This is a genomic window from Allobosea sp. FBZP-16 (assembly GCF_002831785.1).
GTDB classification, from domain to species: domain Bacteria; phylum Pseudomonadota; class Alphaproteobacteria; order Rhizobiales; family Beijerinckiaceae; genus Allobosea; species Allobosea lupini.
Window position 1 is genome coordinate 614,495 of sequence record NZ_LNCQ01000022.1, and the last position, 13,839, is coordinate 628,333.

Annotated in this window: 9 protein-coding genes; 6 read left to right on the forward strand and 3 right to left on the reverse strand. The window is 68.1% G+C overall.

Features of this window, described 5'->3' with window-relative positions:
- Window positions 1–111: 111 nt before the first annotated feature.
- From tssK to CXY91_RS30545, 6 genes are read left to right on the forward strand one after another with little or no spacing between them, the layout of a single operon-like run.
- Window positions 112–1,449, forward strand: coding sequence for a type VI secretion system baseplate subunit TssK (gene tssK / locus CXY91_RS09190; RefSeq protein WP_091828709.1), 1,338 nt, complete (start codon window positions 112–114; stop codon window positions 1,447–1,449).
- Window positions 1,446–2,972 (forward strand): type IVB secretion system protein IcmH/DotU, encoded by a 1,527-nt coding sequence (gene icmH / locus CXY91_RS09195; RefSeq protein ID WP_100960568.1) that lies wholly within the window; start codon window positions 1,446–1,448, stop codon window positions 2,970–2,972. The genes tssK and icmH overlap by 4 nt, the downstream gene beginning before the upstream one ends.
- Window positions 2,973–3,004: 32 nt before the next feature.
- Window positions 3,005–6,670 (forward strand): type VI secretion system membrane subunit TssM, encoded by a 3,666-nt coding sequence (tssM, locus tag CXY91_RS09200; protein ID WP_100960570.1) that lies wholly within the window; start codon window positions 3,005–3,007, stop codon window positions 6,668–6,670.
- A gap of 13 nt (window positions 6,671–6,683) precedes the next feature.
- Window positions 6,684–7,376, forward strand: a complete 693-nt coding sequence (gene tagF, locus CXY91_RS09205; RefSeq protein ID WP_248307411.1) for a type VI secretion system-associated protein TagF — start codon at window positions 6,684–6,686, stop codon at window positions 7,374–7,376.
- Window positions 7,373–8,170, forward strand: coding sequence for a PP2C family protein-serine/threonine phosphatase (locus CXY91_RS09210; protein WP_100960585.1), 798 nt, complete (start codon window positions 7,373–7,375; stop codon window positions 8,168–8,170). Before tagF ends, CXY91_RS09210 begins: the two co-directional genes overlap by 4 nt.
- Entirely contained in the window at window positions 8,167–10,134 is a 1,968-nt protein-coding gene (locus CXY91_RS30545) for a serine/threonine-protein kinase (protein WP_199777383.1), read from the forward strand. Before CXY91_RS09210 ends, CXY91_RS30545 begins: the two co-directional genes overlap by 4 nt.
- Before the next feature lie 59 nt (window positions 10,135–10,193).
- Here CXY91_RS30545 and CXY91_RS09220 read toward each other — a convergent pair whose 3' ends face one another.
- From CXY91_RS09220 to CXY91_RS09230, 3 genes are all read right to left on the reverse strand, one after another.
- The gene (locus tag CXY91_RS09220) at window positions 10,194–10,472 is read right to left on the reverse strand and encodes a hypothetical protein (protein ID WP_091828699.1); all 279 of its coding nucleotides are present in this window, start codon (window positions 10,470–10,472) and stop codon (window positions 10,194–10,196) included.
- A 114-nt stretch (window positions 10,473–10,586) separates the two neighbouring features.
- Window positions 10,587–12,179, reverse strand: a complete 1,593-nt coding sequence (locus CXY91_RS31230; protein WP_100960587.1) for a transglycosylase SLT domain-containing protein — start codon at window positions 12,177–12,179, stop codon at window positions 10,587–10,589.
- 65 nt (window positions 12,180–12,244) lie between these two features.
- Window positions 12,245–13,816: a methyltransferase domain-containing protein gene (locus CXY91_RS09230; protein WP_100960589.1), complete on the reverse strand. Its 1,572-nt coding sequence runs from the start codon at window positions 13,814–13,816 to the stop codon at window positions 12,245–12,247.
- Window positions 13,817–13,839: the final 23 nt, after the last annotated feature.

Below are 13,839 nucleotides of genomic sequence, written 5' to 3' on the forward strand. Positions count from 1 at the left end.
GAAATCCGCCCTGAATCCAGCAATGGCGAAAGCAGTGATGACATTGCAATGGTGACGCTCGGGAACGAGCCGTATAGTGTCCGGGATAGGCCTTGAGATAGCGAGAACTGGATGTCGTGGTACAGTAAGGTCGTCTGGTCCGAAGGCTTGTTCCTGCGGCCGCATCATCTGCAGCAGAACGATCGTTATCTCGAAAATCTGCTGGAGAATCGCGTCCGGCACGTCACGCCCTATCCGTGGGGGTTCTCGGTGCTCGAGATCGACCGCGACCTGGCGCAGCAGAGCCGCATCGGGCTCAGGCGCGCCGTCGGCGTGATGCCGGACGGCACGCCCTTCGCCATGCCTGACAACTCGCCCTTGCCGCCCGCCATCGAGGTACCGGAGAACGCCGCCGGCCAGATCGCCTGGCTCTCGCTGCCGCTCGCCGCCTCCAACACCCGCGAGGTCGAGGACAGCCTCAACGGCTCGGCCAGCCGCTTCTATCCGGCGACCGAGATGCTGATCGATTCGACCGCCTCGCTGCGCGTCGACGAGGAGATCGACATCGCCCATCCGCGCTTCGGCCTGGAGCTGCGCAAGACGAGCAAGCCCGGCTATGTCGGCCTGGCGCTCGGGCGCATCCTCGAAGTCCGCGACCGCGCCATCCTGTTCGACGAGAAGTTCGCCCCGCCGGTGCTGCTCTGCTCGGCCCATCCGGTGGTCGACGGCTGGATGGACCGCGTCATCGGCTGGATCGACAACAAGCTCGAGGAGCTCGCCCGCTACGCCGCCGACCCGACCGCCGGCGGCGGCCTGCAGAGCGCCGACTATTTCATCCTGCAATTGCTCAACCGGCACATCCCGGTGCTGAAGCACATGCGCGGCTCGCGTTTCGTCCATCCCGAGCGCCTGTTCATCACGCTGCTCGCCATCGCCGGCGAGCTTGCGACCTTCACCACCGCCGAACGCCGCGCCCGCGACTATCCGGCCTATGATCATGACGACCTGGAAGGTTGCTTCACCCCGGTGGTGCGCGACATCCAGGACTTCCTCTCGGCCCAGCTCGGCCGCCGCGCCATCCGCCTGGAGATCGTCGAGCGGGCGCAGAACGCCTTCATGTCGACGATCCGCGACCGCGCCTTGATGCGCAACGCGACGCTGGTCCTGGAAGTGGCCGCGCGCCGGCCCCTCACCGAGATCCAGTCGCAATTCCCGCATCTCTTCAAGATCGGCCCCAACACCAAGATGAACGAGATCGTCCATGCCCACCTGCCGGGCATCAATCTCGTCCACCTGCCGACGCCGCCGCCCCAGATCCGGGCACTGACCGACCACGTCTATTTCTATCTCGACCGCACCTCGCCGCTCTGGCCGGAATTCAGCACGGCGAGTTCGATCGGTATGCATTTCTCCGGTGACTGGCCCGATCTCGAAATGGAGCTCTGGGCCGTGCTCGAGGGCAGGCGATGAGCAATGACGGCTCCGATCCGTTCGGCCGTTCGGACCGGACCTTCATCCGGCCGAACCCGGCCGGACGGCGCGTACCGCAGCCCTCACGCCCGGCGGAAGCAACCCCGGGCTACCCGCAGCATGGGCAGCCCTACCCGCCTGCGAACGCGCCCTACCCGCCTCCGCCTGCCGGCTATCTACCGCAGGGCTCGCCTTATGCGCCCTCCGGCGCGCCGCAATACCCCCATGCGGCTCCTTCACCCGGCGTGCCCGGCGGCGAGGAATGGATGTCGCAGCCGCAACCGCGGCAAAGCGCACCGCCGCCCCCGCCGCAGGGCTATGTGCCGCAGGCGCTGCCCAAGCGCGAGCAGATGCTCACGCCGAACACCAATCCGCTGCTGAAGGCCGCCGGCCCGCTCCTGCTCCTGCTCGGGCGCCTGCGCGCCAATCTGTCGAGGGCGCCGGCGACGCAGATGATCGGCCAGGTCGGCGAGACGATCGAGGCGTTCGACCATGAGGTCAGGGCGGCCGGCTTCACCGCCGAGCAGACGCGCACCGCCAAATACATCATCTGCGCCTTCGCCGACGACATCGTCCAGAACATCCCGGGCGAGGATCGCCATGTCTGGACGCAGTACAGCATGCTCTCGCGCTTCTTCGGCGAGCGCACCGGCGGCGTGCGCTTCTTCGAGGAGCTGGAGCGCGCCAGAAAGGATCCATCGGTCAATTACGACCTGCTCGAGCTGATGCATGTCTGCCTGGCGCTCGGCTTCGAGGGCGTGCACCGCACCTCGGCCGGCGGTGCCGCCAATCTGCAGATGATCCAGCGGAACCTGTTCGAGACACTGCGGCGGGTGAAGCAGCCCGAACCGGAATTGTCGCCGCGCTGGCAGGGCCAGGCCCTGACCGCCCGGCTCGCCGGCTTCAAGATCCCGGTCTGGTCGGTCGCCGCCGTCGCAGCGGTCGCCGTGCTCGGCCTCTATTTCATCTTCCGCGCTTTGCTCGGCGGCAATGCCGAGGCTTCGGCCAGCGCCCTGCTCTCGGTGCACCCGAAGGGTGACATCGAGATCATCCGCAGGGTCGCGGCCCGGCCACCCCCGCCTCTGCCACCACCCCCGCCGGCGCAGCAGCCAAAGGTCTGCGCCACCGTGCAGCCGCCGATCACCTGCCAGGTGACGCCGAACCTGATCATCGTGCGCCTGATGGGGATCACCCTTTTCGAGCCCGGCCAGGCAGTGGTGCGCGACGAGTTCCGCCCGCTGATCGAGCGCATCTCCGCGGTGCTCAACGAGGAAGGCGGTGCGATCAAGGTCGTCGGCCACTCCGATTCCGACCCGATCCGCACCGCCCGTTTCCCCAACAACCTCGAATTGTCGAAGGCGCGCGCCGTGGCGGTCGGCGACCTGCTGAAGACCAGACTGAAACAGCCGGATCGCATCAGCACCGAGGGCAAGGGCCCCGACGTGCCGATCGACACCAACGCAACCGCGGCCGGCAAGGCGAAGAACCGACGCGTCGAGATCCTGATCCAGCGCAACAGCTAGGACCGGGTGGCGATGCAGGAGACGGGTAGACGATGAATCTCGCGACGTGGCTCAGGATCGCAGCCATCTTCGTCGGCGCATTGGCGCTGACGCTGCTGATCTGGTTCGGCGGCCCCTTCGTCGCCTTCGGCGAAGTGCGCCCGCTCGAATCGTTCTGGGTCAGGCTACCGATCGCGCTCGTCCTGATGCTCGGCGCGCTCGGCTGGAGCGCCTGGATCGTGATCAAGCGGCGCAGGGCCGTCGCCGCGCTCTCCGACGCGATGGCCAAGGAGGAAGTCCAGACCGGTGACGGCGCCGCGCTCGCTGCCTCCATGCGCGATGCGCTGGCGACGCTGCGGCGCACGCGCGGCAAGGATGGCGGCGATTATCTCTACGACCTGCCCTGGTACGTCATCATCGGCCCGCCCGGTGCCGGCAAGACCACGGCGCTGGTCAATTCCGGGCTGAAGTTCCCGCTCGCCCGCGGCGGCCAGACACCGGCCGCCGTGGCCGGCACCGGCGGCACCCGCTATTGCGACTGGTGGTTCGCCGAGGATGCGGTGCTGATCGACACCGCCGGGCGCTACACCACGCAGGACACCGATACGAAGGCCGAGCGCACGAGCTGGCTCGCCTTCCTCGATCTGCTCAAGACCAACCGGCCGCGCCAGCCGATCAACGGCGTCATCGTCGCGATCAGCGTCGAGGACCTGCTGACCTCATCGCAGGAGGAGATCGTCGCCCATGGCGATGCGATCCGCGCCCGCCTGCTCGAACTCAACGAGCGGCTCAAGGTCGATTTCCCGGTCTATGCGGTCTTCACCAAGGCCGACCTGATCGCCGGCTTCAACGAGTTCTTCGCCGCGCTCTCCGAGCCGCAGCGGCGCATGGTCTGGGGCCATACCTTCCAGACCGTCGACAAGACCCGCAACATGATCGGCGACGTGCCGCCCGAATTCGACGCGCTGATCGAGCGGCTGAACGAGCGCCTCTCGGATCGTCTGCAGGACGAGCACAACCCGACCTCGCGCGCCAAGCTCTTCGGCCTGCCGAGCCAGATGGCGACGCTGAAGCCTTTGATCATCGACTTCCTTGGCCGCGTCTTCGAGCCGACGCGCTATCAGTCGAGCGCGACCTTGCGCGGCTTCTACTTCACCTCCGGCACCCAGGAAGGCACGCCGATCGACCAGCTGATCGGTGCACTCTCGCGCAATTTCGGCAGCGACCACGCCGATTCCGGTTCCTATTCCGGCCGTGGCAAGAGCTTCTTCCTCACCGACCTGATCCAGAAGGTGATCATCGGCGAATCCGGTTGGGTCTCGACCGACCTGCGTGCCGCGCGCCGCTCGACCCTGCTGCGCGTCGCCGGCTTCAGCGCGATAGCGCTGGTCTCGCTCGCGCTCGGCGGCATGTGGTGGACGAGCTATGCCCGCAACAGCGACCTGATCAACCAGACCAATTACGGCCTCGCCGATTATCGGTCGAGCGCCGCACCGGTGCTGCAGGAGACCACTCTCTCCGACCGCAATTTCAGCCGCGTCCTGCCGCTGCTGCACAAGCTGCGCCATATGCCGGCCGGCTATGCCGACAAGGACGAGCCGACGCCGGTCGCTGCCACCTTCGGCCTCAGCCAGCGCGAGCGCCTGCAATCGGCGGCGCAGGAGAGCTATCATCAGGCGCTGGAGCGGCTGCTGCGCTCGCGCATCATCTTCCGGCTCGAGGAGCAGCTCGAGGCCAACGTCAACAATCCCGGCTTCATCTACGAGGCGCTCAAGGTGTATCTGATGGTCGGCGGCCGTGCCCCGCTCGACCGCGACCTCGTCCTAGCCTGGATGCGCCAGGACTGGGCCGAGAACCTCTTCCCAGGCGCCGCCAACGCCAAGGGCCGCGAGGCGCTGGAGGAGCACCTCGTCGCCCTGCTCGACCTCGACGACGGCGGCGAGCCGGTGGTCAAGCTCAACCAGCCATTGATCGAGAGCAGCCAGCGCACTTTGCGCCGGCTCAGCATCGCCGAGCGCGCCTACGAACTGCTGCGCACGCAAGGGCGCAACGCCAGCCGCGACTGGGTCGCGGCAATCCGCGGCGGCTCGGATGCGCGCCTTGTCTTCGAGGGCGTTTCCGGCGAGGATCTCGACTCGATCCGTGTGCCGTATTTCTACACCTATGACGGCTTCCAGGGCGCTTTCGTCGACCGTCTCGGCGACATCGGCGAGCGCATCGAGAAGGAGCGCTGGGTCCTCGGCGACAATGCCGACCAGGCAGCGATCACCTCGCAATATGCCAGCCTCTTCCAGGACCTGCTCAAGCTCTACACGCGCGACTTCACGGCCTCCTGGCAGAAGGCGCTGCGCCGGCTGAAGCTGCGGCCGCTCAACGCCGACAAGCCGAAATACATCGCGCTTTCGGCCATCTCCGCCCCGACCTCGCCCTTCAAGCAGCTGCTCGAATCGATCCGCGACGAGACGCAGCTGACCAAGGAGCGGGCAGCGAAGCGGCCTGCTGCGGCGCAGGCTGCCGAGAAGATGGCGGGCCAGGTCGCCGACAAGGCGGCCAAGACCCTGGAGGAGCGTGCCAACTATTCGCTGAACCGGCTCGGCACCAGCCTGCCGCTCAGCGCCCCCGGCGTCGATCGCGTCATTGCCGGCGGTGGCGGCGGCGAGGCGCTCGGCGCCAATATCGAGGCGCAGTTCAAGGCCTTCCACGTCCTGGTCGAGGGCGATGGCGGCAAGCGGCCGGTCGACCAAGCGCTGCAGATCTTCGCCGAGATCAACCAGAACCTCGCAATGGCCGCGACCACGCCGGCGCAGGCCGCCGCGGCCAATGCCGCGCTGGTGCCGCTGATCGCCTCGCTGCGCGGCAACTCCTCGCGCTATCCGGCGCCTTTCGACGCGATGATCGTCGCAGCCGTCAACGATTTCGAGGGCGACGCCACCGGCGCGACCGTCTCGCTGCTGCGCCAGGCGCTGGCCAGCGAGGTCACCGGCCGCTGTTCCAGCCTGCTGGCCAATCGCTATCCCTTCGCCAAGGGCAGCACGAGCGAGATCGGTCTTGCCGACTTCGCCCAGCTCTTCGCGCCCGGAACCGGTGCGATGGACAAGTTCATGAAGGAGCGGCTCGACCCCTATATCGACAAGTCCGGCCAGAACTGGAGCTGGCGCCAGGACAGCCGCGTCGCCCGCGCCCTCTCGCCGACGACCTTGCGCGAGTTTCAGCGCGCCAACGACATCCGCGAGGCCTTCTTCCCGACCGGCGGCAACCTGCCGAACTTCCAGATGGTGGTGGTGCCGACCACCCTCTCCTCCGACGCCTCCGGCGCCAAGCTCGAGATCAACGGTTTCACCGTGGCGAGCCAGCAGGGCGTCAACACGCCGACGCCGGTGATGTGGCCGGGCGGCGGCCTCGCCAAGACCTCGATCACCCTGACGATCGGCGGCGGCGCAGCGGCCAACAACAATGCCGGTGGCATCTTCGGTGGCGGCTTCTTCTCCAACAGCCCGACGCCGGCGGCGCCGACCGAGGTGAAGATGTTCGACCGCACCGGCGTCTGGTCCTTCTTCCGCCTGCTCGATGCCGGCTCGGTCCTGCGCCAGGGCGATAATGTCGTCTTCACGCTCGCGGCCGGCGGTCGTCAGATCGGCTACCAGTTCGGCGTCGGCTCGCTGAAGAACCCGCTGGTGCTACCGGCGCTGCGTGAAATCCGTTGTCCGGCGGGGATTTGAGATGGCGTGTGGGTTGTTCGGGAAGCTTCCGGGCAAGCGGGATTTCATCGCGCTGAATGCGCCGACGGGCTTTCTCTCGGCCTATGAGCGCTGGCTCCAGGGCGGGCTCACCGCCAGCCGGGTCGAGCTCGGCGGCGGCTGGCAGGATGCTTTCCTCAACGCGCCGATCTGGCGCTTCTGGTTCGGCAGCGCCTTCTGCGGCACCACCGTCGCCGGCGCCTTCATGCCCTCGGTCGACGGCATCGGCCGCTATTTCCCGCTGACCGTCTTCGCCCTCGCCGGCCCCGGCGCCGCGATCCCGCCGCCCGAGCTCGATCCGCAGGATGCATGGTTCGCCCAGGCCGAGGACTTCCTCCTGCGCGCGCTCGAACCCGAGGCAAGCTTCGAGGCCGTCTCGCATGCGCTGGGTGGGCTCGCTTTGCCCAACGACGATCTCAAGGCCGCTCCGCCCGCCGATATGGTGCGCCTTTCCGACGGCACCATCGTCAGCGCACTCGATTCCGCGACCTTCCCGTCCAGGCTCTCGGCGCTGCGCGTCGAGGACCATACCCGCGCCTATGCCCATGCCAGCTATCTCTGGACCATCGGCGGCGACGATTTCGAGCCGCTTGCCTTGGTCGGCCATGGCCTGCCCAGCCCCTATCTTTACACCGGTCTCCTGACCGGGCGCTTCGACGCCTTCCTCGGCGCAGGATCGACAGCATGAACGAGCACCGCACCGGCTCCAGTTTCGAGACGGGCGCGGTCAGCCACGCCGGGCGCGTGCGCAGCCATAACGAGGACAACCTGGTGGTCCGGCCCGAACACGGGCTCTGGGCCGTCGCCGACGGCATGGGCGGCCATCAGAACGGAGCCATGGCGAGCGCCACCGTGGCGGCGAGCCTGTCGGCCATCGGCGCGGCCGCCTCCGCCGCCGAGCTGCTCGACCGGCTCGAACGCGGCGTGGTCGAGGCCAATGCGGAACTGCGCCGCAAGATCCGCGAGCATGATGGCGCCACCATGGGCGCGACGCTCGCCGTGCTGCTCGCCCATGACCGCCATTTCGCCTGCGTCTGGTGTGGCGACAGCCGGGTCTATCTCGTCCGCAGCGGGCAGATCACGCAGGTCACCCGCGACCACACCGAAGCCCAGGACATGATCGAGCGCGGCCTGCTTACAATCGAAGAAGCGCGGACCTGGCCGCGGCGCCATGTCATCACCCGCGCCATCGGCGTGCATGACCGGCCCGAGCTCGATATCGACCATGGCGAACTCGAAGGCGGCGACATCTTCGTGCTCTGCTCGGACGGGCTCACCGACCATGTCCGCGACGAGGAGATCCTGCGCGCGACGGCGGCGACCGGCGCCCAGGCCGCCTGCGACGCCCTGCTCGCGCTGACGCTGGAGCGCGGCGCCACCGACAATGTCACCGTGATCGTGGTGCGCTATCATCACGACGGCGGAAGCGAAAAGACGCGCTGGGTGCCGAACATGCGCCAGCGCAGGAGCGATGCGCCATGAGCGATTCCGACCGCACCGTCTTCCTGCCGCGCACGGGGCTGGCGCCCGGCGTGCGGCTGAACGGCATCTACGAGATCGAGCGCCTGATCGCCACCGGCGGCATGGGCGAGGTCTATCAGGGCCGCGCCATCCAGACCGGCGATGCCGTCGCGATCAAGATCGTGCGCTCCGACATGGCGCAGGACGCCAACGTCATCGCTCTCTTTCGCAACGAGGCGTCGGCGCTGCACAACCTCTACAACGAGGCGATCGTCCGCTATTACGTCTTCACCGTCGACCCGGCGACGCAGGCGACCTATCTCGCCATGGAGTTCGTCGACGGCAAGTCGCTGTCCGACCTGTTGAAGCAGGGACCGCTGCCCTTCGAGCAGGTCGACCTGCTGCGCCGGCGCATCGCGTCTGGCCTGCATGCCGCTCATATGCTGGGCATCACACATCGCGACGTCTCGCCCGACAACATCATCCTGCCCGGCGGCCAGGTCACGCGCGCCAAGATCATCGATTTCGGCATCGCCAAGTCGAAGCTGGCCGAGAAGACGGTGATCGGCTCCGGCTTTGCCGGCAAATACAATTATGTCTCGCCCGAACAGCTCGGCCTCTACGGCGCCGAGGTCACCGGCAAGTCCGACATCTACAGCCTCGGCCTGGTGCTCGCCGAAGCGCTCGGCGGCCGCCCGCTCGACATGGGCGGCACCCAGATGCAGATACTCGAGAAGCGCCGCCGCGTTCCCGATCTCTCCGCCATCGACAAGCGCATCCGCCCGCTGCTGGCGCGCATGCTCGCGCCCGATCCGAAGGACCGCCCCGCCGACATGGCCGAGGTGGCCTCCTGGCAGGCGAAAGGCGGCGCGAGCTCGGCTGGAAGCGGCGGACGCGCCTTTCCCTGGCCGCTGGTCGCGGGCGTTGCGGCAATCGCCCTCCTCGCAGGCGGTGGGTTCTTCGCCTGGAAAATGCTGGGCGGCGGCACTCCGGTCCAGCAGGCGCTGAACAGCCCGCCGCCCGCCTTGAGCGACGATCGCCCAGCGCCCTCGCCTAGCGCGGGATCGAGCGCCCCCGTGCCGGAGCTTACGCCCGTGGCACCGCCTCCGCCGGCCAACCCGGCACCGTCGCCACAGCCGGCGACCCAGACCGAGCCGCCCGCGCTGCAATCTCCGCCGCCTTCCATCCCGGCGGCGCCGACGCAGCCGGCCCCGTCTTCGCAATCCCCTGCGCCCGTGACACCGGAATTGAAGCCGGCGCCGACACCGCCGCCGGCCACCCCAACCTCGACGACCGGCCCGAAATCGACCCCGGTCGCTCCGCCGCCAGCCTCAACGGCACCTGAGCCCGAGCCGCGCACCGCCGCCGAGCGGACGGCACGCTACATCGCCGACTATGACGGCGGCGCCTGCTTCTTCCTGTGGCCGACGGCGATCGCCGACAAACGCACCACGGTCGAGGGCTTCGGCAGCACGGCCGAGCCCTTCGTCGGCTTCGATGCCGCCTTCAAGAAGGCGCAGGGCTACGAGGCGCAGATCAGCCTGCGCACCGTCACCACGGCGCAATGCCCGATGGTCGACTTCCTGCGCCAGCTCGGCCGCGGCATCGACCGCAGCCCGGTCATGCAGATCGGCGCCTTCACCATGCGGAGCGGCGACACGCTGTCCGGCACGGTCGAAAGCGACCCGAGCAAGAATCTCGACATCCTGCTGATCGGCGATGACGGACTGGTCTACAATCTCGCCAACTACACCCGCCGCGAAGGCGGCAAGGCGAGCTTCAATCTCAAGCTTGAATCGACGGCGGCTTCAGGCGCGCCCGTGCGGCCGCAGACCGTGCTGGCCTTGGTGAGCCCGGCACCGCTGCCGAGCCTTTCCGGCCCAAACCCGGCCCCGGCCGGCGATGTCTTCCCCGGGCTGCACCAGGACCTCGCCCGCGCCGGCGGCAAGGTCGGCATCGGCATCAAGTATTTCCGGATCGAGTGATTGTCGGACGCGTCACGCTCGGGCGCATCGAAGCGCAGAGCCGAGAACGACGACAGCCATCAGTCCTCGCGGTAGAGCTCGCCCCAGTCGTCCTGCCAGAGGCCGTCTGTGTCCTCGACGACGATCGGTGCCTTGATCTCGTTGGCGAGGCGCACCGCCGAGCGAAAGCCCTCGACCGGTTCGAGCTCGTCGCTGACGAAATCATTGACGAGATGGCCTCCCGCCAGCTCCGCCGGGCAGGCGATGCGAGCGAAAGTCTTGCCGTCGCGCTGGCCAAGGCTCAGCGTGATGGCGTCGGGTTGCGGCTCATCGACCTGCTCGAACCGGTTCTTCGCCATCGTCGTCTCCTCGCCCTCGGGATCACTGGATCATGGGCCATCGCTGCCATCGCGGCAAATGCGCTGCACCCGTGGTCGCTTTGGCCGGGCCTGGCCGGTATTCGCCTTGAGCACCTACTTCTGCGGCTGCCGCGCCGGAGCCGTAGCCGGCCCGCCGCGCACCACCTTGTAGCGGTCGAGCCTGACCTTGATCATCTCGTCGAACTTCTTGTGCACCTCGGAGACCGAGAGCGTCTTGGTCTCGCCGCCGGCCTGGGCGTAGAAGATCGGCCGGTTGGCTTCGGCCGGCTTCGGCAGCAGGGCTGCGGCGCTCGCGCCGGGCGTCTCCTCCATCGTCTCGATGAAGGTCTGCGCTGCATCCGGCCCGAGGAAATGGATCAGGTAGATCTCGCCGCCGGTGAGATGGCGCCCCATCGCCTTTTCCAGCCTCAGCGTATCGCGCTTCAGCATCTCGCCGGCCAGCAGGGCCGAAAGATAGGGCTCGCGCCGAAGATCGAGGATGCGCTGGCGTTCGTTGGCGTCGGCGATGACGAACTGTCGGCCGCTGCGGGAAATCAGCGCCGCCTCGGCGACGAGTCCATGCTTGCGGCCGAACTCGAAGATCACGCCGAACCAGGTTTGCTCGATGAACTGGTAAAGCCCGGTCGCCGAAGAGGTCTTCGCCTTCACCTCCGTCGCGAACGAGGACTCCTTGTCGGCAACCGCCATCAGCAGGGTCGGGTCGGCGCCGACGACGCGCCCTGCCCTGACGATCATCTCGACCAGATGCCGGCGGATCTTGATCGGCCCGAAGGTCAGGATCTGATTGGGGTCGCCGGTATAGTTGATCGGCGCCTGCGGCAGCTGGCTGCGCGGTGCCGCCGCCGGTGCGCCCGGCTTGCCCGGCAAGGTCGGCGGCACCAGGATGATGTTCGACGGCGGCATCACCGGGATCGGCAGCCCCGGCTGGTTCGGCATCTCCGCCGCGACCTGCTCCTTGATCGCCGCGAGCGAGGGATCGGCGTTCAGCGCGAACTGCGTCGCCTGCCTGGCAGCCTCGAGATCGCCCTCGACCGAGGACAGGATCAGCGATGGCCGGGTCGGCGCCTTCAGCGCTGGCGCCTCGACGCTCTCGATCGGCTCGAAGCCGCCGGTCACCTCGGTGGAACCGGGCTTCAGCGTCGCAACCGCGACACCGCCGGCGATCGCCAATACCAGCGCGCCGCCGCCGATCAGGGAGACGAGCCGCAGCCGCGAACCGTCATCGGCAACCGCGAAGGGCACTCCGGCGGCAACATTGGTCGCGCTGGCGCCACCGGCCACAGCCCTTTGCGCCAGCACCAGCCAGTCCGGCGGCTTGCCGTCCTTGCTGGCGGCCTCCTGCAATTCGGAGACCATCCGGCGCGCCTGCTGGGCCGGGACATCAGCATCGCGCTCCAGCGTCGTGGCCGCACTGCGCGCGCCCTGTTCGGTCAACGCCTTGAGCGCGAAAAACCAGAGCTGCAGCGAGATGCGCCGGCTCTCCAGCGGCGTGCCCTGGCAGGGCGAGACCAGGAAATTGCAATGCGGGCAGGCATACGCGCGCAGCTTCACCCGCGGCGCGAAGGCCGAGGTCTTGCCGCAGGCCGAGCAGGCGAGCGTCGTGCCGCCCCGCCGCGCCCGCATCATGGTTTCGAGGCAGGCATCCTCCTGGAATGCGGCCTGAAACTGCTTGAAGCGCTGCCCCATCCTTCGCTACCGCTGCTGCCGTGCCCCGCCATACGCAGCCGGCGCGGCCTCGACAAGCCTTGCTCTCAACCTGCCAGCAGAGCCAGCCGTGCGACATCCCTCAAATGCATGTCGACTTCCGCCGCCGTCGCCTGCTTCGGCAGAGCCGGGCCGCCGTGCCCCGATGCATGCGCTTCGGCCAGGAAGGCATTGAGCGCGTCGAGCAGCATTGCCGGCGTGCGAGTGCCGTCGAGCAGGCTGACGAATTTGCGAACCACCACGCCATCCAGCGCAACGGCCCGATGGCGCAGATCGGTGACCTCGTGGCTGGCGAGCGCCTGGCGCCGCGCCAGGAGGCTTGCGACCGGCCGCTCGCTGATCCCAGTCGCCAGCCGATGCGGCTCCAGGCTGACCTCGATGAGGCCGGCCCGGTAGATCGCGGTCAGCGCCTCGTTCAGGCGCTCGATCTCATGCTCGTGGTCGGGACCGGCCTCCTGCAGCGCCAGGGTGACCAGCTCGTCATGGTGGATATTGCCAGGCCACGTCCGCCCGAGCGCCCGCAGTGCCGCCTTGGCCGCCGGCAGGTCGACGGCGAGGCGAACGCCGTCGGCGAACAGGAAGCTCGCTGCGCCGGGGCGCTTCTCATCCACCTTGTCCGCCTCTTCCTGGACATTGGCGGCGAGACGATAGGGCGCGAAGCTGAAGCCGGCGAGGCCGCGATGCAGCGCGATATCGGCGCGGCAGAGCAGGGTCTGGCGGAAGCAGCGGCCGATCAGCAGGTCGAGCGCCTGCTCCTGCCGCAGCGGCTCGGAGACCGGGATCGCATTCAACACCTGCTGGGCCGGCCCGCGCGCCCCGCCGAAATTGTTCGGGAAAGAGGTCTCGGACAGGAATTGCAGCCCATGCGGCTCGGCCGCCGCCAGCACCTCGTGCAGGGCGAAGGCGCGCGCCCCGGGGTTGAGGTCGTCATGGTAGAGGACATTGTCGGGGATATCATCGATCTGCTTGGCCCGCTCGCGCAGCGCAACGCCGTAGAAGGTCTCCGCATCGGTCGCCTCGGCGAAGCGCCTGATCGCCGCCCGCGCCACCCTGACCTTCTCGATGGGATCGTCGATCTCGCGCGTCTCGAACAGCATGACGTCGCGGGCGAGGTCGCGCAGGCGGCAGCCCGGCAGCGCGTTGTAGCTGACATAGGCGATGCCCTGCGGAGCCAGCAGCTCGCCGAAGAGCGCCAGGATCCGCTCGCGCACCGGCTGCGGCACCCAGGAATAGACGCCGTGGACGATGATGTAGTCGAACTGGCCGAGCCCCGTGGTCACCGCCATGATGTCGCGCTGCTCGAAGCTGACATTGCCCAGCCCCAGCTCCGCCGCCTCCGCCTTGGCGTGCGCGATCGCCCGGCCGCTCAGGTCGATGCCGACGAGCTGCGCTCCCGGGCATTGCAGCGCCATCGGGATCAGGTTGCCACCGCTGCCGCAGCCGAGCTCCAGCACCCGCATCGTCGCGGTCGGCGCGGGGGTCATGCCGTGGATATGCGCGATCGTCGCCAGATGCGCCGGATGCGTCTGCGAGAAGGCGTGACCAGGATAGGCGACCGCGTCATAGGGGTTCGTCGCCAAGTCTTTCATCGCCAAGTCTTGCATGGCCATGTCGTTCATCGAGGAATTCCGTCTATCCCGTT